This window comes from Radicibacter daui (genome assembly GCA_030657355.1).
GTDB classification, from domain to species: Bacteria; Pseudomonadota; Alphaproteobacteria; order Radicibacterales; family Radicibacteraceae; genus Radicibacter; species Radicibacter daui.
The window spans coordinates 511,222-536,099 of record CP131056.1 but is presented as its reverse complement, the minus strand read 5'-3'; the positions used below and the strand labels follow the sequence as shown (position 1 = coordinate 536,099).

The window sequence follows — 24,878 nt, the reverse complement described above, 5'->3', positions numbered from 1 at the left end:
AGCAGGCAGCTCAGGCCGCCCAGAGCTGCTCCAGCCGGTGCGGACGCCGGCCGGCGGCAATCTGCTCTTCAATGGCGGCGAGTGCCGGCAGCAGGTCGGCCACGCTGTCGATCACCATATGGGCGCCATCGGCCGTCAGCTGCTTGCGCGCGGCGGCGTTGAGCTGTCGGCGCTCGGCTTCCGGCAGGGCGGCAAGTTCGGCTTCGGAAAGGCCGACGGCATTGCCGCTGAGGGAGACCGCCACCACCCAGGTACCGGCGGCAATCCCCTCGGCAATGCCGGGTTCGGTGTCATCCACCTTCACCACCCGCCAGGGCTGCCAGAGACCGAGATCGACAAAACATTTGTACATCATCAGCGGCGTCGGCCGGCCGGCAGCAAGGTCACCCGCGCACACCAGATTGTCCGGTGCGTAACCCTGGGCGGCCGCCACCGGCAGCACCCGCTCCATGATCCCGCGGGTATAGCCGGTGGTGGAGCCAATCTTGAGGCCGCGCTCCCGCAGGGCGGCCACGGTCTCCGCCGCACCGGGGATGAGGCCAGAATAGTCTGTAACGATCCCGGCATTACGCGGCACGAAGACCTTGTAGATCTCCTCGGCCGCCGCCTCATCAAACGCCGTGCCCCGGCGGGCACGCCACTGCTCGGCCACATGCGGCAGGCGCCCCAGCGCCTTGATATGCTCCAGCTTGGGCAGGCCCATCGGGCCGCGAGCATCAGCGATGCTGATGGTAATGCCAAACTCGCCGAACACCTCGACGAAGGCCCCCATCGGCGCGCGGGAGCCGAAATCGATCATCGTGCCCGCCCAGTCGAAAATCGCTGCCTTCAGCTCGCTCATGCCGCTTCTCCTTCCGCTTCCTCACCCACCGCCGGCACACCGTCGAAGAGCGAGGTGATGACTTCCGCCGCGATCCCGAAGCCGGTGGAGGCACCGGTACCGCTGGTAACGATGACGAGACGCACGCCCGGCTCCGGCGTGTCGATCAATACGCCGCGATCGCTGGCCGAGGCATAGGTGCCCGTCCAGCGCTCGGCGACCCGCCAGCGCTTGAGGCCGGTAACCGCCTTCAGTTCCTCAAGAATAAGATCGTCTACCCCGACATCGGCAAAGGGCGGCGGGGTCGTCGCGTAGTGATGGGAATCGCCCACCACCAGCGAGCCATCGGCACTGGCAACCGCGATCAGATGGATGCCGTTATCGAGAAAGGGCTTCTGCTCGGCGATGAGCTGCTGCTTCAGCGCCGCCGCTTCGGCAAGGCGGGCATAACCCTCATACCGCACGAGGCTGAGATCGGACATGACCGGCAGCGGCAGGGCAAAACCCGGCTCCTCCGGCACGATGCGCAGCATGTTGAGCTGGCAGCGGGTGAGGTTGTAGCGGGCGATACGCTCGGGATAGAGCGAGAGGAAATCATCGCCCGGACACACCACCACCTGCTCTGCCTCGACCATGCCGGCAGTGGTTTCGATGCGCGGCAGGGCGATGGACTTAACGAGGGCCTGACGCAGGAAGGTAACGCCCAGCGCCCCGGCAAGCCAGGCGGCAAGCCGCGGGATAGCGTCCCGCGATTCCACGCGTAGCTCATGCGGACTGTAGAGCGCGCCTTCGATCGCTGCCGGCTTTAGCGTCGGGTAACGGCTGGCCACCTCCTCCGGGGTCAGCAGCGCACACTGCTCGCCCATTTCGGTAGCCATGAAAGCTTCCAGCACCGGCATGGCGAGCGGGCGCTGCGCCAGCAGCAGCAGCCCTTTCTGCTCGACGCGAATGCCGGCCTTCGGCGCCACGTCAGCCCAGACATTCCGGCTTTTCATCGCCCGGTTCCACACCGTGCCGCGATCCTGGCCGGTGACGGTGATGAAACCGAAATTACGTACCGAGGCGCCATTGGCCTGGGCGTCACGGTCAATCAGCACCACACGCTTGCCACGGCGCGCCGCCTCATAGGCATGCGCGAGCCCCAGAATGCCGCCGCCAACCACGGCGAGATCGTAAACCCCAGACACCAAGGCTGCTCCTTTTCCTGAAATTCAGCGCACACGCCAGCGCTGGGTCGACCGCAGCAGCGGACCGGTCGCCAGCATGTGCAACAGCCGCATCGCGGCATTGGTGTAGAAAATCATCATGCCCATGGCGGCGGCGGCCGAGATGTCGCCGGCATCGTCCATGTTGAGCACCGCCACGGAAGCCAGCGTGGTGGTGGGGCTATAGAGAAAGACGACGGCAGAGACGGTCGTCATGGCGTTGACGAACAGATAGATCCAGATTTCCACAATCGCCGGCAGGCAAACCGGCACGGTGACGGCACCGAAGGTGCGCCAGAAGGGCTGGCGCAGGCTTTCGGAGACGGCTTCGAACTCCGGGTCCATCTGTTTCAGCGCCGAAACGGCGGTGAGGTGCGGCACGGTGTAAAGATGCACCACCGTGCAGATGACCAGAATGGCCATGGTGCCATAAAGCCCATGCAGCGGATTGGCCGGCGCGTTGAAGAAAAAGATATAGGCAAGGCCCAGCACCATGCCGGGAATGGCCATCGGCATCAGCGCCATAGCCCGGGTAAGCGCCCGCTCCACTGCCATGCCGCGGGTCTTTTCAGTAAGCCAGGCTCCGATAAAGACGAGGGCGGCACCGAAACTGGCGACCAGAAAAGCCAGCTCCAGCGAGTTGCCGTAGGAACGCCAGCCACCGCCATCCGTCGTGCTGAAATCATAATGCCAGAAGCCGACGGCGAGATTGTAAGGCCAGAGGCGAAAGAGCGCCGCCAGCTGGCACATCGCAAGCACACCAAGAAGGACGAGGCTGATGACAGCGCAAAGCGCGAAGAAGGAAAGATCGCGCAGCCTGTCAGGCCGCGGCTGATAAGCGACCGAGCGGGCCGTCAGCAGCGAGGTTTGCCGTCTCGCGGCCATCCGCTCCACCCAGAAGGCAACGATGGCGGGCAACAACAGCACAAGCGAGACGACGGCGCCCATCTGGAAATTCTGCTGGCCGATGACCTGCTTGTAGATATCGAGCGCCAGGACGTTGAACTGCCCGCCCACCACCTTGGGCACGCCGAAATCGGTCAGCACCAGCGTGAAGCTGACGAAGGCGGCGGAGACGAGACCATAACGCGCCGAGGGCAGCGTGATGGTGAGCGCCTGACGCCAGGGCGAAACCCGCATGGCCTGCGCCACTTCATAGAGCCGCGCATCGGCCAGCGACAGGCTGACGATGAGAATGAGCACGGCGTGCGGAAAGACGAAGAAGACCGACGCCATGACGATGCCGATGGGCCCGTAGATGGAATGCCCCATCAGCAGTGCCTTGAAGAGCCCCTGATTGCCGAAAAGATAAACCAGCGCCAGGGCCGGCAGCAGCGAGGGCACCAGCAGAGGCACACTGGCCGCCAGTTGCATGACCCGGCGCAGCGGCATGCAGGTACGGGTGACGCCATAGGCAAAGACGAAGGCCAGCGGCACGATGATAAGCGTGGATAGGGAAGCGATGATGAGGCTGTTGACGATCGACTGGCGCAGTGCCGGCGTTTCGAAATAGCGGGCGAAATTGCCGAGCCCGATTGCCATCACCGGCCTGATCTGCACCTTGCCGAGAGTGGCCTTGCTGACCTCCACCCATTGGCCGGACGGCAGCACAGCGCCATCCAGCATGAGCATGCCGCCTTTGGGCGACACATCCCGCAGACGGAAGAGATCGATACCGCTACGGTCGCTCTTGCGCAGGATGCGCGTTACCTGCTCCCGCGACAGTTCGGACGCGGATAGCCCGTCATTGGCCGTATAGCTGTTGCGGGAAGACCAGTCGGCAAGGGTGGCATGGTCCTGCCATATGCCGGCGCGCTGCATCTCAAGCTCGACCTGCGAGAGGTCGAAATGGAAGGTCTGCAGCGACTTCCAGCCGATGGTGGCGACCGGCAGGGCGAGGGCGACGATGAGATAGAGCGCCACCAGCCAGAACAGGGGTCGGGCACTGGCGCCCTGCTGCGGCCGGCTTTGCGCCCGGGCCGGGCGAAAGAAGAAATTCAGCGCGGAGGCGGGAATATCGCTCATCGGTTTCCCCCTCATGCGCCGGCAAAGAGCCTGAGGCTTGCCGGTGGCAAGGCGATGTCGAGCGGGTGGCCGGCAAAGGAGGCAAGACGCTCGCTCTCGCCCTGCGGCACATCCACGCGCAGACTGGCGCCGCCAAGCGCGCCGGCGCCAAGATGGGCCCGCACCACCGATCCCAGAAATTCAATCCGGCCGATTTCGCCGCCGAGCCTATTGGCCTCACCCGCCGCAGCGGCACCGATCTTCACATGCTCGGGCCGGATGGCAGCGGTAACGGCGCTACCCTCCGCAAAGCCGGCGGTGTCGCAGGCGCAATCAAGCCCGCCGGCCAGCTGGATGCGGCCGCTGCCGAGTACACGGCCGGGCAGGAAATTCATCTCGCCGATGAAGCTGGCAACAAAGGCGTTGCCGGGGCGGGAGTAGATTTCCTCCGGCGTGCCGATCTGGGCGATGCGGCCGGCATCCATCACCACGATACGGTCGGCCATGGAGAGCGCCTCTTCCTGATCATGCGTCACCATGATGGTGGTGACGCCGAGGCGGCGCTGCAGCTCCTTCATCTCGCTGCGCAGATATTGGCGCACGCGGGCATCAAGGGCAGAAAAGGGCTCGTCCAGCAGCAAAAGGCCGGGGGAAGAAGCAAGGGCGCGGGCAAGGGCGACACGTTGCTGCTGGCCACCGGAAATCTGTGCCGGGAAACGGCGCGCCAGCTCGGTGAGGCCGACCAGTTCCAGCAGTTCCGCCACGCGGGCGTCGATGGCACTGCGGCTGAGGCCGCGACCCTTGAGCCCGTAACCGACATTGGCGGCAACGGTAAGATTGGGAAAAAGCGCGTAGGACTGGAAGACGATGCCGAAATCGCGCTTCGAGGCCGGCAGGCGAGAGACATCGCGGCCTGCCTGCACCACCTGGCCTTCATCCTGAAAATCGAGGCCGGCAATGATGCGCAAAAGCGTGGTCTTGCCGCAGCCCGAGGGGCCGAGGAAACAGACGAACTCGCCTTGCGCCACGTTCAGCGACACCCCCGACAGAGCGACGAACTGCTCGAAACGGCGGCTCACGTCCCTGATTTCGAGATAGGGCTCAAGGTTGGTTTTCGTCATGCTGGCAACTCCGTCGAAGGCGGCGGCAGGCAGCGCCGCGAGGGATCCGGCGGGCAGAAGAAACCCGCCCGCCGGAGACCGTCATCAGCTCTTCGGTTCGGACTTGCCGTCATAACGACGCTGCCATTCGGCAAGGATGCGGTCGCGGTTGGTGGCGGCCCACTCGAAGTCGTTGTTGATCATGCTTTTGGAAATGTTTTCCGGATAGTTCGGCACCGGCTTGGCAATGCCGGGAATGCCGAGCACGGCATAACCGACATTGTATTCCTTCATCGCCCCTTCGGAGACGGAGAAGTCCATCAGCTTCTTTGCCGCTTCCTCATGGTCGGTGCCCTTGACGATGGCAGCCGCTTCCATGTCCCAGCCCACGCCTTCCTTCGGCACGACGATGGCAATCGGCGCACCGTCATTGATGGACTGGGCGCCGCGATAGGCGAAGGAAACGCCCATGGCGACTTCACCGCGGGCGGCGTCCTTGCAGGGTTTGGAGCCGGAATGGGTGTAGGCGGTGATGTTCTGGTGCAGGGCGTCCATATAGGCCCAGCCCTTTTCCTCGCCCATCATCTGCAGCCAGGAAGAAACATCGAGAAAGCCGGTGCCCGAGGAAGCCGGGTTCGGCATCGAGACATGGCCGCGATATTCCGGCTTGGTGAGATCGGCCCAGGAAGTCGGCATTGGCAGGCCAAGCTTCCTGGCTTCCACCGTGTTGACGCAGACCGACGCCACCCAGGCGTCAAAACCGGCCCAGGTCGGCGGGTTGGAGCTGTCGATGAAGCGCTTGTCGAGACGGTCGGCGCCGGCCGGCTTGTAAGCCTCCAGCATGCCTTCGCTCTTCATAAGGAGGAGCGAGGTGGCGGCAAGGCCCCACACCACGTCAGCCTGCGGATTGTCCTTCTCGGCCAGCAGCTTGGCGGTGACGACGCCAGTCGAATCACGCACCCAGTTGATGGTGATGCCAGGATTGGCGGCTTCGAAGGCGGCCTTGTAGCGCGCCAGATCGTCAGCCTCGAAGGCGGTGTAGACGGTCAGTTCTTCGGCCGCGTGGGCGGCAGTGGCACCCAGAAGGGCAACGGCGCCAAAAGCGGCGGCCGCAAGCTTGCGGGACATGATGACTCTCCCCGGTGATCGGTTGTCCGCTTGAAGGAGGCACCCGCAAGGTGTCAGCCCCGATTTCCCCTCGGGCCGGCCCTCGCAAGCGCCGGGTTGAGTCTTGGGGCGCTTTAGGTCATTGATCAAATCTCATTCTTGAATAGTGCTCATAGGTAAAATCTATGAACTATCAGCATATCAGGGCGTTTTACGCGGTGGCTAAAGAGGGCACCGTCAGCCAGGCAGCACGGCGCCTTGGTGTCTCGCAGCCCACTTTGTCCCAGCAAATCAAGGCGCTTGAAGAGCGTTATCAGACCCATCTTTTCGAACGTTCGCGCCGCCGCCTTATGCTGACGGAGACCGGCAGGCATCTCTTTTCCCTGTCACAAAGACTGATGGCCGCGGCGCAGGAAATCGACGAGGCCTTCGAGCAGGCGGTCTCGCTGGAGACCGGGAGCCTGCGTATCGCCGCCGATGGGCCCGCCCATGCTGCCTCGCTGCTTGCCGAGTTCAGGGCGCGCTATCCACATCCCAGTGTCGCCATCCAGATCGGCAATGCCCGTGACGTGCTGGAGCAGGTGCTGGCGGCGCAGGTGGATGTGGCCGTGGTAGTGGACCCGCCGGCCATTCCCGGCCTGCACTATCTGCCGCTGGCGCCCGACCCACTAGAGTTTGTGCTGCCGCGCGGCCACCGGCTGGCGGGGCTGAAACAAATACCCTTCACGGAAGTGGCGAACGAGACGCTGATCATCCGCGAAAACCGCTCCCGCACCCGCGCGCTTGTGCTGGCCGCACTGGAGAGCGAAGGGGTGGAACCGCGCGACATGGTGGAGGTTTCCACCCGCGAGGCGATCCGCGAGGTGGTGGCACGTAATGTGGGTATCAGCTTCTTTGCCCGCTCCGAATGCGCGCCAGACGAACGGCTGGTCTCGCGCCCCGTCGCCCCCATCGCGACCCCGATTGTGATGACGACCTTTGTCGTCTGCCATGAGGACCGCAAACGCCTCGGCATCCTCAGGGCATTTCTGGAACTTTCCGCCGACTATGCCCGCCACTGGGCCGCCACCCAGCCCCCGCATGTGACGCTGCGACGCTAAAACAAAGGCCGCCCGGCAGGGAGCCGGGCGGCCTTAAAAATCCAGTCAACCGGCGGGACGGCTCAGTTGAAAGCTTCGTCCCAGGTGCCGCGGGTCGAGGCCTTGGAATATTCCGTCGCCCGGTTTTCGAAGAAGTTCGCATGCTCAAGGCCGTTGAGCATGTCGTCCATCCAGGGCAGCGGGTTCTTGTCCTTGCCGAAAATGGGCTCATAGCCCAGCTGCACCATCCGGCGGTCGCCGATATAGCGGATGTAATCCTTGATGAGGTCGGCCGTCAGCCCCTCGACACCGCCCAGCTCGAAGGCGAGGTCGATGAAGGCGTCCTCGTGCGAGATGATGGTACGGCACGCCTCTTCCAGATCGGCGCGCAGCTGCGGGGTGTCGACCTCGGGATATTCATGCAGGAAGGTGCGGAACAGGCGGATGACGTTGTGCATGTGCAGCGTCTCGTCGCGCGCCGACCAGGTCACGATCTGGCCCATGCCCTTCATCTTGTTGAAGCGCGGGAAGTTCATGAGCATGGCAAAGCTGGCAAAGAGCTGCAGGCCCTCGGTGAACGCGCCGAACACCGCCAGCGTGGTGGCGATGTCCTTCTTCGAATTCACGTTGAAGCCCTGCATGTAGTCGTATTTGTCCTTCATCTCCTTGTACTGCATGAAGGCGCTGTACTCGATTTCCGGCATGCCGATGGTATCGAGCAGATGGCTGTAGGCGGCGATATGCACCGTCTCGATGTTGGAGAAGGCCGAGAGCATCATCTGCACTTCGGTGGGCTGGAACACCTGCGCATAGTGCTTCATGTAGCAGTTGTTCACCTCGATATCCGCCTGGGTGAAGAAGCGGAAAATCTGGGTGAGCAGGTTGCGCTCGGAGTCGGTGAGCTTTTGTTTCCAGTCTTTCACATCGTCGGCCAGCGGCACTTCTTCCGGCAGCCAGTGCACGCGCTGCTGGGTAAGCCACGCTTCATAGGCCCAGGGATAATTGAAGGGCTTGTAGACGGGACGCGGCGTCAGAAGGGTCATCAGGGGCTCCGGCGCCGGCGCAAGCCGGCCTGGCAAAACAGTCATCGAAGAGGGGCAAAAGACCGCTCCTCTGGAACAAGCGGCCTGCTGTTGCGCATTGTAGGTCTGGCGCTTTTCCCCTGTCCAGCCGATGAGGACGGATACCCCTCTGTTGCGCCCACCACAGATAGTGGCGCATTGCGGAAAACCGCCCCAGAGCTAGCTAACTAACTGTGCAATCGTCATGGGGGCTATGCCTTAGGCTGAGTTGACAGGCAGAGGGGCAGCCTTCAAGAATCCCGCACCAAAACGGCCCCCGGTCGAGGGACCGGAAACAGGCATTTGCCCCCTCGCCGGGGCGGCCTCATTGAAGCCTCTCAACGCGCAAAGGATGCGGAGCGATGTCGCAGAAACTCTATCTGGTGTGGGGCGGGCAGTTCGAGGATATGAGCTGGCTGACGCTGAAGCACGGGACCGAGGAGCGCTATGGCCCGTATCTGACGCCGGAAGAAGCGCGTAAGGTCTGGTTCGAGCGTACCAGCCGCCAGGTCGACGACGCCCAGCACCGGCTGGTGATTCTCGAAGGCGAAATCTGAAGCCTTTCCCGGCTTCTGCTCCTGCTTTCTTGCCAGGGGCATCTATGACCGGCCTGCCGTGGCGCCTGCTTTGGGCCGCCCGGCACCCGGTGCTCTGATCAGGTGACGTTGACATGCCCGATGAAGGTGTAGCGGCAAGGTCGCAGGGCACTCGCTCGGTTAGCGAGAACCCGCGCGATTCCCTGCACAAGCTGCCGCTTGCCGATATTCCGCTGGAAACCCCGGGCCTGCGCAAAGCCTGCATGATCAAGAACGTGCAGCTCGAATCCGTCGTCGAGCTGTTCAATGACGAACGCTCCGGCAGCGGACAGGTGGCCGTACGCCAGCTTGGCTCGATCTTTCCGGCCGACAAGGCGACGATCACACGCGACTCCATCCTGCTGTCGCGCCTCGCCAGCCTCAACAGCTTCGATGTCTATTCACTGCGCCTTGAACTCCGGCGGCTCGACATCCAGGTCAATGACGTTGCGGCGCTCAAGCTTTCTGAAGAAAAGCGCCGCGAACTCACCACCTACATGAAGAGCTTTACCCTGCCGCTCATCCAGCAGGTGTTCGGCAACGGGACCGATCAGTTCAACGACGTTTTCGAGATCATCAACGCCATCGCCAAGCCCAACCGGGACGAGGCAATCAACAACCTGCGGCGGCTCGCCGACGGGCTCAACATTACCATCCAGGATATTCCGGAGTTCCTTGAGGATTACGGCGACGTTTTCCTGTCACTCGCCTATTTCCGCTCGTGCCTTGACCGCATCGTGCCGGAAATTCACGAGTTCCTGGGCTGGATGATGGAGATCAAGAACAGCTGGCAACACGGCAAGGACCGGCCGCTGATGCGCACGCTGGACCAGATCCAGGGCTCGCTCAACGACATCACCGCCTCGATCACCGGCCGGTTCGAGTATTTCGACCGCCGCAGCCAGCGCTTCTGGGAGCAGATCGACGCCGCAACCTTCCGCCAGGTGAAGGAAGCGATCACAAGCCACCACGTCACCATCGGCGGCGTGCTGTGCGGCCTTGCGGTCAAGATGTCGCTGTGGAAGCAGCGCTTCGGCTCCAACCCCGGCTCGCCCAACCGGCGGGTGGAGTTCCTGAAGTCGGAAATGATCCCCGGCCTCGACACGCTGCGCACCATCGAGATGCAGGCCTCCGCCACCAAGGACTGAGGCCCGTTTTAGCCTTTCCGGGCTTAACTGTCGGCGCGGCGAACCCAGGGGATGGAATTCACCTCGATCCCCTCGTCGCGCAATGCCTCAGCTTCATCCTGGCTTGCCTCGCCATAGATGCCGCGCTCCTCGCTTTCGCCATAATGGATGCGACGCGCCTCTTCGGCAAAACGCTCGCCCACATAGTCACAGTTCTTTTCCACATGCTCGCGCAGCTTGGCCAGCATCGCGCGCATCATCTCCCCCTGCGGCGCGCCGGAAACGACAGTTTCAGGCACGCCGGGAGCGGTGTTCGTCGCTGTCGCGGCAACCGGCACCCGTTCCTTCTGGCCACGGCCGATGGCCGGCGCCATCACTGCCTTTTCCACCTTGTGGGTGCCGCAGGACGGGCACAGTACTTCTCCGGCCCCGGCCTGGGTGTCATAGGTCGCGCTGTCGCGAAACCAGGCTTCAAACTGATGGCCGCTGCGGCAACGAAGAGCGTAGCGGATCATGGTCCAACAAAACTCCGGTCGTGATTAAGGGCAGGAACGCTCTGGCGCGCTTCATCGACGCGCGCCATGTCCAGGTCCGCCATGATGATTTCAGGCTCTTCTCCGGCCTCGGCGAGAATTTCGCCCCAGGGGGAGATGATGAGGCTGTGGCCATAGGTACGCCGGCCACCGGCGTGGGTGCCGGTTTGCGCCGGGGCGAGCACAAAACAGCCGGCTTCGATGGCGCGGGCGCGCAGCAGTACATGCCAGTGCGCCTTGCCGGTGGGCACGGTGAAGGCCGCCGGCACCGTCAGGATGCGCGCGCCGGCCTTGGCAAGCGCGCGATAGAGATAGGCAAAGCGCAGGTCGTAGCAAACGGAAAGCCCGACCATTCCCCACGGCAGATCAGCCACCACAGCCATATCGCCGGGACGGAACCGCTCGGATTCGCGGTAGCTCTCGCCGCCGGCCAGATCGACATCGAACATGTGGATCTTGTCATAGCGGGCAACGAGCTTGCCGTCGGGCGAGAAGAGCAGCGAGCGGTTGGCCGCGCGCCCATCAGCACCCTTTACCGCGATGGAACCGGCCAGCAGCCAGGTGCCGGTGCGGCGGGCGAGATCGGGAAACAGGCCAAGCGCGGGGTGCTGCGCCTCCTCAAACAGACGCGCGCGCAGATGGGCGGCATCCGGGGCAATCAGCGTACAGTTTTCCGGCAGCAGCACGAAATGGGCGCCGGCATCGGCAGCCTTCGTGACCTGCTCTTCGATGACCTTCAGGTTCGGCTCAATCTCCGGACCTGCAGTCATCTGCACCAGCGCTGCGCGCAACATGCTCATCCGGCAAGGCCCAGCATCGGGTCCAGCTTGCCGGCGGCATCCAGCGCGTGGATGTCATCGCAGCCACCAACATGCTGACCGTCGATGAAAATCTGCGGCACGGTGTTGCGTCCACCCGCACGCTCGCGCATTTCCACGCGCAGGCGCGGCTGCGCCATCACATCGATCTCGTCATAAGAAACGCCCTTTTTGCCCAGCAGCTGCTTGGCGCGCGCGCAATAGGGGCAAATGGGCGTTGCGTAGATTTCAACCTTGGCCACGGCGGGGGACTTTCTGTGACGGAATTAATTCATTTTATATAAGCGGCGCAGCAAGGCACGCAAGCCGCGCTCCCGCCCCGGGGCCGCGCACTCCGGGCAAGGCTGCCCTGCCTGTCACGCCGGATCGGCCACGCGCGCCACTGTCAATGCCCGCACTTCCACCGCGCCGGCTGCCAGCAGTACCCGGGCGCACTCCTCCAGCGTCGCACCGCTGGTGAGCACATCATCCACCAGCACGATACGGCAGCCGGCAAGACGCAGCCGGTGGCGTTCATTGATGGCAAAAGCACCGCGCACATTGCGCCGGCGGGCAGCGCGGGTAAGGCCCGGCTGCGGGCGCGTGCGGCGCGGGCGCAGCAGGGCATCCGGCAGCAACTGCACACCCGAGCGGCGGGAGAGCGCGGTGGCCACCAGTGCCGACTGGTTATAGCGCCGCCACAAGAGGCGCCAGCGATGAAGCGGCACCGGCACCAGCAGATCGGCATCGGCGAGCATTTCTGCCCCTGCCGCCTGCAGCCAGCGGCCGAACAGATCGGCAAGGGCGGTGCGATCAGCGAATTTGAGCGCGGTGACCAGCGGGCGGCTGGCATCGTCATAGAGCACGGCGGCGCGGGCCTGCGCATAACGGCGACGAGCGCAATTGCAGGGCAAGGCACCGGTGCCGGCCATCTCCTGCGGAGCGCCACAGCGCGGGCAAAGCGGGGCGGAGATGAAAGAAAGGCCAGACCAGCAGGTAGCGCACAGTGCCCCCGGCTCCGCCACCGTCTGCCGGCACGCAAGGCAACGCGGCGGCAATACGGTATCGAGCACCAGCTGGCCGAAACGCCGCAGCAGCTGCAGGTCGCGGCGCAGGCTTTCGAAGCGGGGGCGGGGAAGCGTGAACTGCACGATTAACTTTCCGCGGGCGAGGCGCCATAGTCGCGCCCATGACTGCCAGCCACGATAACATGAACATCTTCGACCGGTCGCTGCTGCGTCGGCGCCGCGACCGCGCTGCTTCCGGGATTGGCGAGCACGCCTTCCTCTATGAGGAGGTGGCGGCGCGTCTTGCCGACCGGCTGCTGGATGTGAACCGCAATTTCCCCCTCGCGCTCGATCTGGGCTGCCACGGCGGCTCCATGACCGACGCCATGCAGGCAACCAGCCGCGCTCCCGCAACGATCCTGCAGGCGGATCTTTCTCCGCGCATGGCCGCAGCGGCCGCCGCCCGGACCGGCCAGCCGGCCTTTGCTGCGGACGAGGAGTTCCTGCCGGTGGCGGAGGGCAGTCTCGATCTGATCACCTCCTGCCTCAGCCTGCATTGGGTGAACGACCTGCCGGGCGCGCTGCTGCAAATCCGCAAGAGCCTCAAGGCCGACGGATTTTTCCTCGGCGCTCTCCTGGGCGGTGACACGCTCTTTGAACTCCGGCGCTGCCTGCAGGATGCCGAGGCCGAGTTGCACGGCGCGCTCTCCCCGCGCCTTTCTCCGCTCACCGACGTGCGTGATGCCGGCGGCCTGTTGCAGCGCGCCGGCTTCGCCCTGCCGGTGGTCGATAGCGACACCATCGAAGTGACTTACGAAAACGCCTTCCGCCTGATGGCGGATCTGCGCGGCATGGGGGAGACCAATGCGGTGGTCGAGCGGCGCAAGGCCAACCCCGGCAAACAGCTTTTCCTGCGCGCCGCCGAGCTTTACCAGCAGCGCTTTGCAGAGCCGGACGGGCGTCTGCTCGCGACGTTCCAGGTGCTCTATCTCTCCGGCTGGTCTCCGCATGAAAGCCAGCAGCAACCGCTGAGGCGCGGCAGCGCCAGCCAGCGCCTTGCCGATGCGCTGTCTACCGAAGAGCAACCGCTGAAACACTGAGGCGCCAAGGCGCCTCAGAGCAGGTCGCGCAACATCGCCACCAGTGGCACGTCCGCCGGCGGCATGGGATAGTCCTTCATGCGCTGCGGGCGCACCCAGGCCAGCACCTGCCCTTCCTGCCCGTGCGGCTCCCCCTGCCATTTGCGGCAGATATAAAGCGGCATCAGCAGGTGGAAATTCTCGTAGGCGTGGCTGGCAAAGGTGAAGGGGGCGAGGCACGAGGTCCAGGTGTCGATGCCCAGCTCTTCCTTCAGTTCACGCACCAGCGCGTGTTCAGGCGTCTCCCCGGGCTCGACCTTGCCGCCGGGAAACTCCCACAGGCTGGCAAGGCTCTTGCCTTCCGGCCGCTGCGCCAGCAGCACGCGGCCATCGGTATCGACCAGCGCCACGGCGGCCACAAGAACGATCGGCTTGGCGGAAGCTGGCTGGGTCATCGGTCTTTCTCAAGAAAATCGTGGATGATTTCGCGGCCGTCACGAGTGCGCACCATGCGCTGGCCGCGCAAAACAAAACCCGCGTCAAACAATAGCGCCCGCGAGGCAGCGTTCAGCGGATCGACCGTCGCCTCTGCCTGCCGGCCCAGCCGGGTCGCCACATCAAGCGCTGCGATCACAGCCGCGCGCATGTAACCGCGCCGCTGGTAGGGCAGGCCCATCCAGTAACCGAGTTCGGCGCGGCCTTCGGCGCCGAGGCGGAGCTCGATACCACCGAGCAGCGCGTCACCGCCCTTGCGCACGATGGCCCAGCCCAGCGCATCGCCCGCGGCACGCAGCTGGCCGCTGTGACGAATCCAGAACCGGGCATCACTTTCCACATAGGGAAAGGGTACCGCAATCAACCAGCGCGCCACGCGCCAGTCACCGACAAGTGTCGGCAACTGCGGCGCGTCCGAGGCCTGCCACGGGCGCAGCAGTGCCGCGCCCGCGTCAAGGCGACCGAAAGCCGAAAGCTCAGCTGCGGTAATCGGCATTGATGTTGATGTAGCCGTGCGTCAGATCGCAGGTCCACACCGTCGCCGAACCGGCACCGATGCCGAGATCGAGCAGGATGTCGATCTCGCGGCCCTTCATGTGGGCGGTCACCGGCGCCTCGTCATAACCTTCCACCCGGCCGCCATCCCGCGCGATGGTGACGCCGCCGATGGAAACGGCAATCCGGTCACGCTCGACCGGTTCGCCGGATTTGCCGACCGCCATGACAAGGCGGCCCCAATTGGCGTCCTCGCCGGCAATCGCCGTCTTCACCAGCGGGGAGTTGGCGACGCATTTGGCGATACGGCGTGCCGAAGCCTCGTCCTTCGCGCCGGAGACGGTGACGGAGATGAATTTCTGCGCCCCCTCACCGTCGCGCACGATCTGGCGGGCAAGATCCTGCGCCAACGTGGTGAGAGCAGAGACGAAGCCGGCCCAGAGCGGATCGGCAACATCGGCGGCCGTCGGGTTACCCGCAACGCCGGTGGCGAACATCATCAGCGTGTCGTTGGTCGAGGTATCGCTGTCGACGGTAATGGCGTTGAAGGAAAGATCGGCCGCCCGCGAGAGCATGGCCTGCAGCACGGCGGGAGGAACAGCAGCATCCGTGGCGATGTAACCAAGGATGGTGGCCATGTTCGGCTCCACCATGCCCGAGCCCTTGGCGATGCCGTTGAGACGAACCTCAACGCCGCCGATGGTCGCGGTGACAGTGGCGAGCTTGGCAAAGGTGTCGGTGGTGCGGATAGCTTCGGCGGCAGCAAGCCAGCCTTCGCTGCCGAGACGCGGGGCCGCAGCCTCGACATGCGGCACAAGGGCGGCAGCGGGCAGCGGCTCACCGATCACGCCGGTGGAAGCAACGGCGACGGTATCGGCAGCGCAGCCGACCTTGCCGGCAGCCGCCGCAACCGTGGCATCGACAAAAGCCATGCCGGCCTTGCCGGTAAAGGCATTGGCATTGCCGGAATTGACGACCAGCGCGCGCGCCTTGCCACCTGAGGCTTTCAGCGCGTCACGGCACCAGTCAACCGGCGCGGCGCGGGTGGCGGACAGCGTGAAGACGCCAGCAGCGCTGGTGCCTTCATTAAAGGCCATCACCAGAAGATCGGGGCGATTCTTGTATCGCAGGCCTGTGGCCGCCGTCGCAATACGCACACCGGCAACCGGCGGCAATTCACCGATGGTGGCGGGAGCAAGCGGAGAGACGGGAAGGGCACCGGCCATCGACCTCGATCCTTATGTCATGAACAGGCGGCCAGCGCCGCCAGAGGGTTTCAAGATGAAGAAAGATGGGCAAGGCATCGCTGCCCGCCCATCCCCTTGTAACGTCCAAAAGCGACAAGAAAACCTCTCCCGGGAAAAATACGGGAGAGGTTCCTGTCAGCTCTTACTGGGCGACGGGCTTGCCGTTGCTGTCGAACTTCTCGATCTTGGCATCGCCGCGCAGATCGGTGAGCACGTCCTGCACCGCCTGCTGGCTCAGCTGCTGCTCAAGCTCGTCACGCTTCTCATCCAGCGTCGGCTGGGCGGTCATGCGCTTGTCCTCGACCTTGATGACGTGCCAGCCGAACTGGGACTTCACCGGCTCGGTGCTGTAGGCGCCCGGCTCGATCTTGAAAGCAGCGTCGGCAAATTCCGGCACCATCTTGTCGTGCGTGAACCAGCCGAGATCGCCACCGGTCGTGCCGTTGCCATCCTTGCTGTCCTTGTTGGCAAGATCGGCAAAATCGGCGCCGTCATTGAGCTGCTTGATGATGTCCTTGGCCTTGTCCTCGCTGTCGACAAGGATATGACGGGCCTTGATTTCCGGCTCCGGCGGGTTGGCCTTGAGGAAGTCGTCATAAGCGGCCTTGACGGCGGCATCGTTGACCTTGGCGCGCACGGCATGGTCGAGATAGACGCTCATCATCACCGATTCCTTGGCGGCGGCGAGACGCTTGACCACATCGGGATCGTTGTCGAGCTTGGCCTTGTCGGCGGCCTGCTTCAGCAGCGTGCGCGAGACGGTGTAGTCCAGCGCCTGCGGGAAGATCATCTCCAGCGGCATCTGCGCGGCGCGCGGATCCATCTGCTGGATCTCCTCGACCACCTGAGAGCGCAGGATCTGCGTGCCATTGACGGTGGCAACCACGGGATCGTCCGCCGCCTTGTCGTCGGCGCGCACCGGTGCCGTGCCGATGAGCATCAGGCCCGTGGCCAGGGCCATCAGGGAAAGGCCGGCGGCGCGGCGGGGGGAGAGGGTCGACATGAAGGGCTTCCTGCTGGACCGTTAAGGCAAAGGCCTGTTGAAGGTATGCTTTCGCGGGGAGCGATTAAGCACGCCCCGGGCCTTTAGAGCAAGGACAGGCGACCTGCGGCACAGCGGCAGGCCTTGGCGGTTGAGAGGCGGTGCGATCTCAAGTCTAATGCAGGCTGGCGACGGCCCGTTCCGCAAGCCCCATCCCAACACTCTTCACGCCGGTTACCGCTCCCCGTGACCTTCATCGCCTCAAAGCTCTTCTGGTTCGTTGCCCAGCCACTTGGTCTCCTGCTGACGCTGCAAACGCTGGCATTAATCCTGACGCTGGCTGGCAGCCGCAAGGCTGGCCTCAGGCTGTTCTGCGGCCTCGGCATCCTGATGCTGGCGGTTTTTCTGCTGCCTGTCGGGCACTGGATAACAAGGCCGCTGGAAGCCCGTTTTCCCGAGGTCACGGTCCTGCCGGAGAAGGTCGACGGCATCATCGTACTGGGCGGCTCCATGGGACTGGCACTCACCGAGGCCTTCGGCCAGCCGGCCCTCAACAGCGCGGCGGAACGGCTGACGGAGTTCGTCGCCCTTGCCCGCCACTACCCGCGGGCCAAGCTCGTCTTTACCGGCGGCTCCGCCCAGATATTCCCGGGCAGGATCCGCGAGGCGGATGTGGCACGCCAGGTTTTCGAGCAGGTCGGGCTCGACACCGGCCGGGTGATCTTCGAACGCAACTCGCGCAACACCTTCGAGAATGCCGTATTCACCCGCGGGATCGTCCATCCGGAGCCGGGGGAGCACTGGCTGCTGGTGACTTCGGCCATCCATATGCCGCGCACCGTCGGCATCTTCCGCCAGACCGGCTGGCCTGTGAGCGCCTATCCGGTAGACTACCGCACGCTTCCCAAAGGCGGCACGAACGACGTGACGGACAATCTGGACATGATGACCGCCTCGCTGCGCGAATGGATCGGGCTTGTCGCCTACCGGCTGCTGGGCCGCACCGACGCGCTGTTTCCAGCCCCCTGATCCGGATTGTCGCTATCCCCCTGCACCGCCGGCATAGACGATGGGATGGGGTTGCCGACCCGCAGGGATATTTTAATCAAATGTCCTATACCTCCGGCTAAATTGGCGGCGGTGCATCGATCTGCGTATCTCTGGAGCATAAATTCATATGCCTTCCGGAGAAAAACCGCCCATGCAAGGTGGTGCCAAAGCCCAACATGTCCTGGTGCTACATCGTGCCTTGATGTTCCATGACGCCTTCCGCTGCCTGGCGGAAGGACGACCGGATCTTGAGGTGACATCCGTCAGCTCCATCGGGCAGGCAGAGGGTATGCTGGCCGCCGGACGCAAGTTCGACTGCGTGCTGGTGGACCCGACGGACGGCTCCGCCCCCGGCCTTGGCATTCTCGCGCGGCTGGCCATAGCCGCCGGCACCGTACCGGTAATCGGGCTGATGCTGCGTCCAACCCAGGGGCTGCGCGTGATCGCCGCCGGCCTTGGTGTCAGCGCCATCGTCGATGCCGCCGCTCCGGCAAGCACGATCTTCAACTGGTTCGACCTGCTGACCGACAGTCGTAACGGTTTGCAGAATACCGACGCGCTGGCCGCAGAAAAAACCGGCCTGCGCCGGCGGCAATGGCTGATCTGCGGCCTCGTGGCGGCCGGTCTGCCCAACAGCGATATCGCCCTGCGCATCGGCACCAGCGTGGCGACCATCAAGGTTGAGGTGCACAAATTGCTGCGCCTGACCGACACCACCAATCGCGTGCAGCTGGCGCTGTGGCTGGAGGCGCAGGCCCGGGCGCTCAGCGAAAACGCCACCTGAAGGCCAATTCGGCTTTCCCTGAGCCATTTTACCTTAGTGGGCAGGGGCCTCGTGCTCGCCCGCCGGCTGGGCAGCATGGCCGCCCTCAGCCGGGGCATCATGCCCGGTCTCACCAGCCGGCTTTTCTTCCATGGCCGACGCTTCATGCTCCCCGGCACCGCCATGGCTGCTCTCGTCCGCCATCTGCCCCACCGCCTTGTCGGTGAAGCGCAGGGACACATCCACCGCCTCTTCGGGCGGGTTGACCAGCTCGCTCTGGAAGAAGGCAGAGCCACCTGGAGCAATCCGGTCAGGGATCGGTTCGATCAGCCAGTCTCGCAGCACGTTGCCTTCGGCATCGAGCAAGGTGGCGCCGATGACCGGCACAGACTGTTCGGGTGCATCCTCGGCATTGCGGATTTCGCCGGAGACGGTGAGCGTGTGCCCTCGCGCGCCATCGGCACTGGAGATGCGAATCTGTGCCGGCGGGATGGAAAGGCCGGGGGGCGGCGCGCCGGGCAGCAGATGCAGCCGGTCATAAAGGACGGCAAGCGGTGGATAGAGGTTGATCGCCTGCTGACGCAGGAAGAAGCCGGCACCCGCGACGAGAACCAGAACAAGCACCAGCGCGCCCCAGCCGATGGGGGAGCCGAGCCGCAACAGGCTGCCTGCACGGCGCCCCTTCTTGCGCTCCTGCCGGCCAGCGCGGCCGGGCAGCGGCGGTGGCGGGGCAGCGGGCTCATCGTCCGTGACGAAACTGGCGAAATCGAACTCTTCGCCGAAGGCCCCGTCAGCACCCTCGCCCTCGTCCATTTCGTAGCCGTAATTGCCTGCGGCCTCATATTCGGGGGCAGCCTCGTCATATCCGGCAGCATCGGCTCCGGGCGGCGGCTGGCGCCAGACATGATGGCAGCGATGGCACCGCACCGTCCGCCCGCTCGCGCCGAGGCTTTCGTCCGGTACGGTGTACCGGGTCGAGCAGTTGGGGCACTGGACGATCATGAAAGCGAAACAGCCTCCGGCACCAGGGGCCGGCACCGATGGTGCAAACAGGCAGGCCCTTGGGAAAGAAACAAATATAGATCGGTTATAGGGACAGCGCCGGACCCCGGCAAGGGAACAGCGCCCACGCCCGCAAGTGCCCAACCGGATGATCAGGCCCCTGATGGGGCCGGGTGGACGCACGGCGCCCCAGATGGCATTCTCCGCGGCACAATTTCGCCATTGCCGGGCGGGATGGTGCCATCCGCCGCCGGAAATTGCCGGCCGAGGTCCCCCTGAAGCAGGAAAGTCTGGTTTGATCCGTTTCGACAGCGTGGGAATGCGCTACGGCAGTGGGCCGGAAGTCCTGCGCGACATAACCTTTGAACTGGCGCCGGGGTCGTTTCACTTCCTGACCGGCCCGTCCGGCGCCGGCAAATCATCGCTGCTGCGCCTGCTTTACCTTGCCCACCGCCCCTCACGCGGGCTCGTAACCCTGTTCGACAAGGATATCTCCAGCCTGAGCCGCCCGGAGCTCAGCCTGCTGCGCCGGCGTATCGGCGTGGTGTTTCAGGATTTCCGCCTCATCGACCATCTCTCGACGCTCGACAATGTGGCGCTGCCGCTGCGCCTTGCCGGCGCGCGGGAGGACCAGATCCGCGAGCATGTGAGCGAACTTCTGCGCTGGGTTGGACTGGGTGACCATCTGGAAGCCCGCCCGCCAACCCTTTCCGGCGGCCAGCAGCAGCGTGTGGCCATCGCCCGCGCCGTGATCAACCGCCCGAGCCTGCTGCTTGCCGACGAACCGACCGGCAATGTCGACGACCGCATTGGCACCCGGCTTTTGCACCTCTTCGAGGAGCTTAACCGCCTCGGCACCACCATCGTGATCGCCACTCACAATGAGGCGCTTATCGAGCGCTTCAACCATCCGCGCCTGCATCTGCAGGGCGGGCATCTCGACCGCCTGCCGCCGGGAGCCAAGCCCTACTGATGCTGAAGATCCACTATGATCTGCCGCTGCATCGCGACAGCGCTTCTCGTTTCCTGCCCTGGATCACCGGGCTCATGGTGTTCCTGGGGGTGATGAGCCTCGCCTTCGCCCTGGTGCTGGGCAATGCCGCTTCCAGCTGGTCACAGGCGCTCGGCAGCAGCCTTACCGTCCAGATATTGCCGCTCGCTCCCGGCAAGCCGGGACAGGATGAGCGCGTGCGGCAGGCACTCGACCTGCTGCGCGAGACGCCTGGCGTTTCCGCCGCCCGTGCCCTGCCAAAGAGTGAGAGCGAAAAGCTCGTTTCCCCCTGGCTCGGCAGCAATGCCAGCCTTTCCGACCTGCCCTTGCCGACCCTTGTCGATGTGCGGGCCGACGGCACGTCGCTCAATGTCGCGCTGCTGCGCCAGCGGCTGGATGCGGAGATACCCGGCAGCGTGCTCGACGATCACGGCAACTGGCTGGGCGAAGTCTCCCGGGCCGCGGTGACGGTGCAGACGCTGGCTTTCGGCGCGCTTGCCCTCATCGCCCTGACAGCCATACTGGCCGTCATCTTTGCCGTCCGGGCCGGACTTCAGCTCAACCGCAGCACGGTAGAACTGCTGCACATCATGGGCGCCAGCGACCGTTATATCGCGCGCCAGTTCCAGCGCTCGGCCGCGGGCAACGCCTCGCGCGGCGGTCTTGCCGGGCTGGTGCTGGCGGTCCTCGCCCTGTTTGCCGCCCAGCGCATCGTCGGTCCGCAAAGCGGGCTGCCGATCCGGCTGGCGCTGCCGCTAACCGACTGCCTCTGGTTGCTGCTGGTCCCGCTGGCGGCCACCTTCTTCGCGGCGCTCACCGCGCGCCTTACCGTCCTTGCAACACTGAAACGCCTGCCGTGAGACGCAATCGCTACCGCTACACAGCCGAACGCCGGCGCTGGCCCCTGCTGCGCGCCCTTTTTCTTGCCTGCATCATTGCCGCGATCGGCTGGGCTGGCGGTTTCCTGTGGTTCGTCACCGACGTCCAGCGCCAGGCGCCCAACCCGACCATCACCACCGATGCCATCGTCGTGCTGACGGGAGGCACCAACCGGCTGCAGGTCGGGCTCGACCTTTTGGAAAATGACCGGGCGGACCAGCTCTTCATTTCCGGCGTGGGCGGAGGGGGCAGCATCAGCGAGGTCTTCGCCCCGCGCCAGGTACCAAAGGAACTGGTCGGCTGCTGCATCCATCTGGGTTATCTGGCGCAGGACACCGAGGGAAATGCCCGCGAAGCCAGCGACTGGGTACGGGACAACGGCTTCAACTCGATCTGGATCGTAACGGCGAACTACCATATGCGCCGGGCGATGCTGGAGTTCGAGCGCACCTTGCCGGACGTCTTCGTGATGCCCTATCCGGTCGCTCCGGAAGGGCTGGAGCTTGACGAATGGTGGAACCATGAAGGCACGTTGCGTCTGCTCGTCAACGAATATAACAAGCTGCTGGTGGCGCTGGGGCCGGCATGGTTCCGCCGGGCAATGGCGCTGCCCAAGCACCTGCTCAAATCCCTCTAATGCGCCCCCGGAGAGCCGAGGCTCCCGGACGCCGCCGGACCGGATGCCCATGAACGCCCTGCGCTCGCTGCTTTTCAATGTGTTCTTCTACGGCGGCACCGCGCTGACCTGCCTCGTCCTGCTGCCCACGCTCGCCTTTCCGCGCGGCGTGATGATGTCGATCATCCAGGTTTATCTGCGCTATGTGGCGCTGATCGAGAAATGGCTGCTGGGGCTCGATTATGTCGTGATCGGGCGGGAAAACCTGCCCGAGGGCCCGTGTATCCTTGCGGCCAAGCATCAGTCCGCCTGGGAGACGATGAAGCTGCACCTGCTGATCGACGACCCGGCGGTGGTGATCAAGAAAGAGCTTTTGAGCCTGCCGATCTGGGGATGGTGCGCCCGCAAGGCAAAGCTGATCCCGGTTGACCGCAAGGGCGGTCGGGCGGCCGTCATCTCCATGCTGCGCTCGGCCAAGGAAGCTGTTGCAACCGGCCGGCCCATCGCCATCTTCCCGCAAGGAACCCGTGTGGCGCCCGGCGTGTGGAAAGAATACAAGGCCGGCGTAAGCGCCCTTTACCGCGGGCTCAATCTGCCGCTGGTGCCGGTGGCCCTCAATTCCGGGCTTTACTGGGGGCGCAACGCCTACACCAAGCGCCGCGGCACCATCACCATCGAGATCCTGCCGCCGATCCAGCCGGGGTTCGACGAGGCCGTGGTGAACGACATGCTCGCGGCACAGATCGAGTATGCCACCGACAGGCTGGTGCAGGAGGCTGGCGGGCCAGCAACCGCGATCCCCGAGCGGCTGAAAGCCTTTGCGTCCGCGGGCTGAAACCGCCGGCGGAGAACTTTGTCAAAAAATTGTCTCAACACAGGATTGACAGCTTTGCCGCTCCCCTGTGGATAAAACTGGGGAAAATGTCGGGATTTCTAGTCTCAATGCGGCCCATACGATTCTGAAAAAGGCACCAATTTTCTTTATTAACAATAAGATACGTTACGTCCTTAAAGATTGGTAAAATCTGTGGAGAACGCGGGCAACATCGCCCGGTAACGGGGTTTCCGGTCCGAATCAGCGAGCGTGATGGTCACGCGCCAGCGCCAGCAAATCATGCAGTTGCTGGTCCGGAACCCCCAGCTTTTCAAGGTGGCGCACGGTGTTGGCGAGATAATCCAGATTGCGGCCAGCCAGCCCCTCGGCCGCAGCGATAATGGCAGCGCACTCCGCCTCCGGCAGGTTGCAATAGTCCGGCGCATCGGGGCGGACGACGAAGGTGTAGGCACGCAGATTGCCGTGATGGGCGGCCAGAACCGGCAGCAACATCGGCTGGTAGACATCGCCGATCATCTCGCGCTCATAGAGATAGGAGACGGTCTCTTCCACCGCTTCCGGCGGGACCTTGTAGACCAGCCCTTCGCAGGCACCCCCGGCATCGAGCCCCAGCACCAGACCGGGCGCCTCCGGGCTGCCGCGATAGTGAGTGGAGCGCACGCAGAAACGGCGATGATAACCGCGAAGCTTGCCGTGCACCGCCTCTTCGTAGGTGAAGCCGGGGTTCCACATCAGCGAGCCATAGGCAAAGACCCAGAGCGGCTGGCCTGCGGGAACCGGCAAGGTTCCCTGGAAACGAATGCCGGTCCGGTAGACCCCGACATCGACCGGCGAGTGCTCTTTCAATGTCGTCAGTCCCTTTGCTTCATCAGCGGCAGACAAAATAAACGCCTTCACAAAACCCGGCCTCAGCCGCGCTTGGGTCAGCCGCCACATCGCGCTATAGCTGGCGGCAACTTTCTTTTCCGTGCCACAGGCTGCCTACAATGCGCAAACGGCGATTGCTCTCCCTCTCCCTCCTGGCGCTGTTCATCGCGCTGGTAGCGGCGCATGGCGCCTACTGGGTGTGGGCCCGCAGCTTCTTCCGCGCCACCATCACCCGCTTCGTTGACCAGCAGGACGATGCCGGCATCAAGATCACCTATCAGAGCCTCAAGATTACGGGTTACCCGCTGCGCCTGCGGGCCAACCTGCCGCAACTGCGGGTGACCTGGCCGGATGGCAGCCAGTGGGACGGGCAGCGCGTCTATGTCAGCGGGCCGATCTGGAATCCGCATCAGGCGAACCTTGAGCTTGCCGGCCCGCAGAGCCTCTACATGCCGACCAAACTCGGCACCTACACGCTGACGACGGCCGGCGGGGATGCGGATGTGAACCTTGCCTATGGCGGCGGCTTCCGCTCCGGCGTGCTGCGCCTGCATAACGCCGCGCTGACGGGCGACGGGCTCGACCATGCCATCGTGGCAAACGGACTTACCCTTTCGGCCGCGATCCCGAAGGAAGGCACCGTCGATGCCGATGACAAGAGCCCGGACGCCCCGGTCACTCTGAGCGCCGGCGTGAGCCTTGTCGGCATCAGCCCGGTCGATATTCCCGGTGCGCCGGCCGACCATATCGAGCGGCTTGTCGCCGATACGCAGCTGCATGGCACGCTGCCGCAGCGCCCGAGCCCGGCCGACCTTGCCCAATGGTCGCAGGAAGGCGGCACCCTTGAGATCAACCGCCTGCTGATGGACTGGGGGCCGCTTTCGGCCCAGGCAAACGGCACTCTCGCCTTCGACCCGGACCTGCAGCCCGAGGCCGCCCTGACCGCAAAGGTTACCGGTGTGCGTGAGACGGTAGACGCGCTGGCTCAGGCCGGCGTGATTACCCCCGGCCAGGCCTCCGGCATTTTTGCCGCCACACTCTTTCTCGGCAAACCCGACGCGAGCGGGGCGGTGACCGTGCCGCTCAGCCTGCAGGACCGCTGGTTGTCGGTGGGGCCGGCACGGCTTTTCCGCCTGCCGCGGCTGGAGCTGAAGTAAAACCA

At 64.4% G+C, this 24,878-nt stretch carries 27 protein-coding genes; 11 read left to right on the top strand and 16 right to left on the bottom strand.

What is annotated here, in order from left to right; translation table 11 throughout:
• Window positions 1-10 precede the first annotated feature (10 nt).
• The 5 genes from phnX to QTL98_RS02550 all read right to left on the bottom strand — a co-directional run bounded on the left by phnX (window position 11) and on the right by QTL98_RS02550 (window position 6,257).
• Complete coding sequence (gene phnX, locus QTL98_RS02570) at window positions 11-841, bottom strand: phosphonoacetaldehyde hydrolase (RefSeq protein ID WP_445680673.1); 831 nt, start codon at window positions 839-841, stop codon at window positions 11-13.
• Complete coding sequence (locus QTL98_RS02565) at window positions 838-2,007, bottom strand: TIGR03364 family FAD-dependent oxidoreductase (protein WP_445680672.1); 1,170 nt, start codon at window positions 2,005-2,007, stop codon at window positions 838-840. Before QTL98_RS02565 ends, phnX begins: the two co-directional genes overlap by 4 nt.
• A gap of 24 nt (window positions 2,008-2,031) precedes the next feature.
• On the bottom strand, window positions 2,032-4,050 hold the full coding sequence (locus QTL98_RS02560; RefSeq protein WP_445680671.1) for a putative 2-aminoethylphosphonate ABC transporter permease subunit: 2,019 nt from the start codon (window positions 4,048-4,050) through the stop codon (window positions 2,032-2,034).
• An 11-nt stretch (window positions 4,051-4,061) separates the two neighbouring features.
• Window positions 4,062-5,150 carry a putative 2-aminoethylphosphonate ABC transporter ATP-binding protein gene (locus tag QTL98_RS02555; RefSeq protein ID WP_445680670.1) on the bottom strand — a complete coding sequence of 363 codons (1,089 nt, stop codon included), beginning with the start codon at window positions 5,148-5,150 and terminating at the stop codon, window positions 4,062-4,064.
• An 84-nt stretch (window positions 5,151-5,234) separates the two neighbouring features.
• Window positions 5,235-6,257: a putative 2-aminoethylphosphonate ABC transporter substrate-binding protein gene (locus QTL98_RS02550; protein WP_445680669.1), complete on the bottom strand. Its 1,023-nt coding sequence runs from the start codon at window positions 6,255-6,257 to the stop codon at window positions 5,235-5,237.
• 197 nt (window positions 6,258-6,454) lie between these two features.
• On the opposite strand from QTL98_RS02550, the gene QTL98_RS02545 reads away from it, so the two are divergent.
• Window positions 6,455-7,336, top strand: a complete 882-nt coding sequence (locus QTL98_RS02545) for a LysR substrate-binding domain-containing protein (RefSeq protein WP_445680668.1) — start codon at window positions 6,455-6,457, stop codon at window positions 7,334-7,336.
• Between the two features lie 62 nt (window positions 7,337-7,398).
• Here the strand turns inward: QTL98_RS02545 and QTL98_RS02540 are convergent, their stop codons facing one another.
• Window positions 7,399-8,358, bottom strand: coding sequence for a ribonucleotide-diphosphate reductase subunit beta (locus QTL98_RS02540; protein ID WP_445680667.1), 960 nt, complete (start codon window positions 8,356-8,358; stop codon window positions 7,399-7,401).
• A 380-nt stretch (window positions 8,359-8,738) separates the two neighbouring features.
• Here QTL98_RS02540 and QTL98_RS02535 point away from each other — a divergent pair, with 380 nt between their 5' ends.
• Both QTL98_RS02535 and QTL98_RS02530 read left to right on the top strand, forming a co-directional pair.
• The gene (locus QTL98_RS02535) at window positions 8,739-8,933 is read left to right on the top strand and encodes a DUF4170 domain-containing protein (RefSeq protein WP_445680666.1); all 195 of its coding nucleotides are present in this window, start codon (window positions 8,739-8,741) and stop codon (window positions 8,931-8,933) included.
• A 113-nt stretch (window positions 8,934-9,046) separates the two neighbouring features.
• A complete protein-coding gene (locus tag QTL98_RS02530) occupies window positions 9,047-10,099 on the top strand; it encodes a hypothetical protein (protein ID WP_445680665.1) in 1,053 nt (350 codons plus the stop codon).
• A 23-nt stretch (window positions 10,100-10,122) separates the two neighbouring features.
• Here QTL98_RS02530 and QTL98_RS02525 read toward each other — a convergent pair whose 3' ends face one another.
• From QTL98_RS02525 to QTL98_RS02510, 4 genes are all read right to left on the bottom strand, one after another.
• Window positions 10,123-10,593, bottom strand: a complete 471-nt coding sequence (locus QTL98_RS02525; RefSeq protein ID WP_445680664.1) for a DUF1178 family protein — start codon at window positions 10,591-10,593, stop codon at window positions 10,123-10,125.
• Window positions 10,590-11,411, bottom strand: a complete 822-nt coding sequence (locus QTL98_RS02520) for a carbon-nitrogen hydrolase family protein (protein ID WP_445680663.1) — start codon at window positions 11,409-11,411, stop codon at window positions 10,590-10,592. The genes QTL98_RS02525 and QTL98_RS02520 overlap by 4 nt, the downstream gene beginning before the upstream one ends.
• Entirely contained in the window at window positions 11,408-11,671 is a 264-nt protein-coding gene (gene grxC / locus QTL98_RS02515; protein WP_445680662.1) for a glutaredoxin 3, read from the bottom strand. The genes QTL98_RS02520 and grxC overlap by 4 nt, the downstream gene beginning before the upstream one ends.
• 114 nt (window positions 11,672-11,785) lie before the next feature.
• Window positions 11,786-12,559: a ComF family protein gene (locus QTL98_RS02510; RefSeq protein WP_445680661.1), complete on the bottom strand. Its 774-nt coding sequence runs from the start codon at window positions 12,557-12,559 to the stop codon at window positions 11,786-11,788.
• 38 nt (window positions 12,560-12,597) lie between these two features.
• Between QTL98_RS02510 and QTL98_RS02505 the strand changes: the two genes are divergently transcribed.
• On the top strand, window positions 12,598-13,515 hold the full coding sequence (locus QTL98_RS02505; protein ID WP_445680660.1) for a methyltransferase domain-containing protein: 918 nt from the start codon (window positions 12,598-12,600) through the stop codon (window positions 13,513-13,515).
• 14 nt (window positions 13,516-13,529) lie between these two features.
• Here the strand turns inward: QTL98_RS02505 and mutT are convergent, their stop codons facing one another.
• The 4 genes from mutT to QTL98_RS02485 form a co-directional block, all read right to left on the bottom strand.
• Window positions 13,530-13,949 carry an 8-oxo-dGTP diphosphatase MutT gene (gene mutT, locus QTL98_RS02500; protein WP_445680659.1) on the bottom strand — a complete coding sequence of 140 codons (420 nt, stop codon included), beginning with the start codon at window positions 13,947-13,949 and terminating at the stop codon, window positions 13,530-13,532.
• Window positions 13,946-14,485 (bottom strand): GNAT family N-acetyltransferase, encoded by a 540-nt coding sequence (locus QTL98_RS02495; RefSeq protein WP_445680658.1) that lies wholly within the window; start codon window positions 14,483-14,485, stop codon window positions 13,946-13,948. Before QTL98_RS02495 ends, mutT begins: the two co-directional genes overlap by 4 nt.
• Window positions 14,466-15,710, bottom strand: a complete 1,245-nt coding sequence (gene argJ, locus QTL98_RS02490) for a bifunctional glutamate N-acetyltransferase/amino-acid acetyltransferase ArgJ (RefSeq protein WP_445680657.1) — start codon at window positions 15,708-15,710, stop codon at window positions 14,466-14,468. Before argJ ends, QTL98_RS02495 begins: the two co-directional genes overlap by 20 nt.
• Window positions 15,711-15,873: 163 nt before the next feature.
• Entirely contained in the window at window positions 15,874-16,734 is an 861-nt protein-coding gene (locus QTL98_RS02485) for a peptidylprolyl isomerase (RefSeq protein WP_445680656.1), read from the bottom strand.
• Between the two features lie 225 nt (window positions 16,735-16,959).
• Here QTL98_RS02485 and QTL98_RS02480 point away from each other — a divergent pair, with 225 nt between their 5' ends.
• A complete protein-coding gene (locus tag QTL98_RS02480; protein ID WP_445680655.1) occupies window positions 16,960-17,742 on the top strand; it encodes a YdcF family protein in 783 nt (260 codons plus the stop codon).
• A 274-nt stretch (window positions 17,743-18,016) separates the two neighbouring features.
• Window positions 18,017-18,547: a helix-turn-helix transcriptional regulator gene (locus QTL98_RS02475; RefSeq protein WP_445680654.1), complete on the top strand. Its 531-nt coding sequence runs from the start codon at window positions 18,017-18,019 to the stop codon at window positions 18,545-18,547.
• A gap of 33 nt (window positions 18,548-18,580) precedes the next feature.
• On the opposite strand, the gene QTL98_RS02470 is transcribed toward QTL98_RS02475, so the two are convergent.
• Window positions 18,581-19,528 carry an MJ0042-type zinc finger domain-containing protein gene (locus QTL98_RS02470; protein ID WP_445680653.1) on the bottom strand — a complete coding sequence of 316 codons (948 nt, stop codon included), beginning with the start codon at window positions 19,526-19,528 and terminating at the stop codon, window positions 18,581-18,583.
• Between the two features lie 295 nt (window positions 19,529-19,823).
• Here QTL98_RS02470 and ftsE point away from each other — a divergent pair, with 295 nt between their 5' ends.
• From ftsE to QTL98_RS02450, 4 genes are read left to right on the top strand one after another with little or no spacing between them, the layout of a single operon-like run.
• Window positions 19,824-20,501, top strand: coding sequence for a cell division ATP-binding protein FtsE (gene ftsE, locus QTL98_RS02465; protein ID WP_445680652.1), 678 nt, complete (start codon window positions 19,824-19,826; stop codon window positions 20,499-20,501).
• Window positions 20,501-21,379, top strand: a complete 879-nt coding sequence (locus QTL98_RS02460) for a cell division protein FtsX (protein WP_445680651.1) — start codon at window positions 20,501-20,503, stop codon at window positions 21,377-21,379. The genes ftsE and QTL98_RS02460 overlap by 1 nt, the downstream gene beginning before the upstream one ends.
• On the top strand, window positions 21,376-22,035 hold the full coding sequence (locus QTL98_RS02455; protein WP_445680650.1) for a YdcF family protein: 660 nt from the start codon (window positions 21,376-21,378) through the stop codon (window positions 22,033-22,035). The genes QTL98_RS02460 and QTL98_RS02455 overlap by 4 nt, the downstream gene beginning before the upstream one ends.
• Window positions 22,036-22,084: 49 nt before the next feature.
• Window positions 22,085-22,849 (top strand): lysophospholipid acyltransferase family protein, encoded by a 765-nt coding sequence (locus tag QTL98_RS02450; RefSeq protein ID WP_445680649.1) that lies wholly within the window; start codon window positions 22,085-22,087, stop codon window positions 22,847-22,849.
• Window positions 22,850-23,089: 240 nt separating this feature from the next.
• Here QTL98_RS02450 and QTL98_RS02445 read toward each other — a convergent pair whose 3' ends face one another.
• Window positions 23,090-23,731: a gamma-glutamylcyclotransferase gene (locus QTL98_RS02445; RefSeq protein WP_445680648.1), complete on the bottom strand. Its 642-nt coding sequence runs from the start codon at window positions 23,729-23,731 to the stop codon at window positions 23,090-23,092.
• Between the two features lie 104 nt (window positions 23,732-23,835).
• Here QTL98_RS02445 and QTL98_RS02440 point away from each other — a divergent pair, with 104 nt between their 5' ends.
• Window positions 23,836-24,873, top strand: coding sequence for a DUF2125 domain-containing protein (locus QTL98_RS02440; protein WP_445680647.1), 1,038 nt, complete (start codon window positions 23,836-23,838; stop codon window positions 24,871-24,873).
• Window positions 24,874-24,878 lie beyond the last annotated feature (5 nt).

Coding starts and splice junctions, on each gene's coding strand:
- phnX (WP_445680673.1), bottom strand. CDS start 841: ATGAGCGAGCTGAAGGCAGCGATTTTCGACTGGGCGGGCACGATGATC.
- QTL98_RS02560 (WP_445680671.1), bottom strand. CDS start 4,050: ATGAGCGATATTCCCGCCTCCGCGCTGAATTTCTTCTTTCGCCCGGCC.
- QTL98_RS02555 (WP_445680670.1), bottom strand. CDS start 5,150: ATGACGAAAACCAACCTTGAGCCCTATCTCGAAATCAGGGACGTGAGC.
- QTL98_RS02550 (WP_445680669.1), bottom strand. CDS start 6,257: ATGTCCCGCAAGCTTGCGGCCGCCGCTTTTGGCGCCGTTGCCCTTCTG.
- QTL98_RS02540 (WP_445680667.1), bottom strand. CDS start 8,358: ATGACCCTTCTGACGCCGCGTCCCGTCTACAAGCCCTTCAATTATCCC.
- QTL98_RS02535 (WP_445680666.1), top strand. CDS start 8,739: ATGTCGCAGAAACTCTATCTGGTGTGGGGCGGGCAGTTCGAGGATATG.
- QTL98_RS02530 (WP_445680665.1), top strand. CDS start 9,047: ATGCCCGATGAAGGTGTAGCGGCAAGGTCGCAGGGCACTCGCTCGGTT.
- QTL98_RS02525 (WP_445680664.1), bottom strand. CDS start 10,593: ATGATCCGCTACGCTCTTCGTTGCCGCAGCGGCCATCAGTTTGAAGCC.
- QTL98_RS02520 (WP_445680663.1), bottom strand. CDS start 11,411: ATGAGCATGTTGCGCGCAGCGCTGGTGCAGATGACTGCAGGTCCGGAG.
- QTL98_RS02505 (WP_445680660.1), top strand. CDS start 12,598: ATGACTGCCAGCCACGATAACATGAACATCTTCGACCGGTCGCTGCTG.
- mutT (WP_445680659.1), bottom strand. CDS start 13,949: ATGACCCAGCCAGCTTCCGCCAAGCCGATCGTTCTTGTGGCCGCCGTG.
- QTL98_RS02495 (WP_445680658.1), bottom strand. CDS start 14,485: ATGCCGATTACCGCAGCTGAGCTTTCGGCTTTCGGTCGCCTTGACGCG.
- argJ (WP_445680657.1), bottom strand. CDS start 15,710: ATGGCCGGTGCCCTTCCCGTCTCTCCGCTTGCTCCCGCCACCATCGGT.
- QTL98_RS02485 (WP_445680656.1), bottom strand. CDS start 16,734: ATGTCGACCCTCTCCCCCCGCCGCGCCGCCGGCCTTTCCCTGATGGCC.
- QTL98_RS02470 (WP_445680653.1), bottom strand. CDS start 19,528: ATGATCGTCCAGTGCCCCAACTGCTCGACCCGGTACACCGTACCGGAC.
- QTL98_RS02460 (WP_445680651.1), top strand. CDS start 20,501: ATGCTGAAGATCCACTATGATCTGCCGCTGCATCGCGACAGCGCTTCT.
- QTL98_RS02450 (WP_445680649.1), top strand. CDS start 22,085: ATGAACGCCCTGCGCTCGCTGCTTTTCAATGTGTTCTTCTACGGCGGC.
- QTL98_RS02440 (WP_445680647.1), top strand. CDS start 23,836: ATGCGCAAACGGCGATTGCTCTCCCTCTCCCTCCTGGCGCTGTTCATC.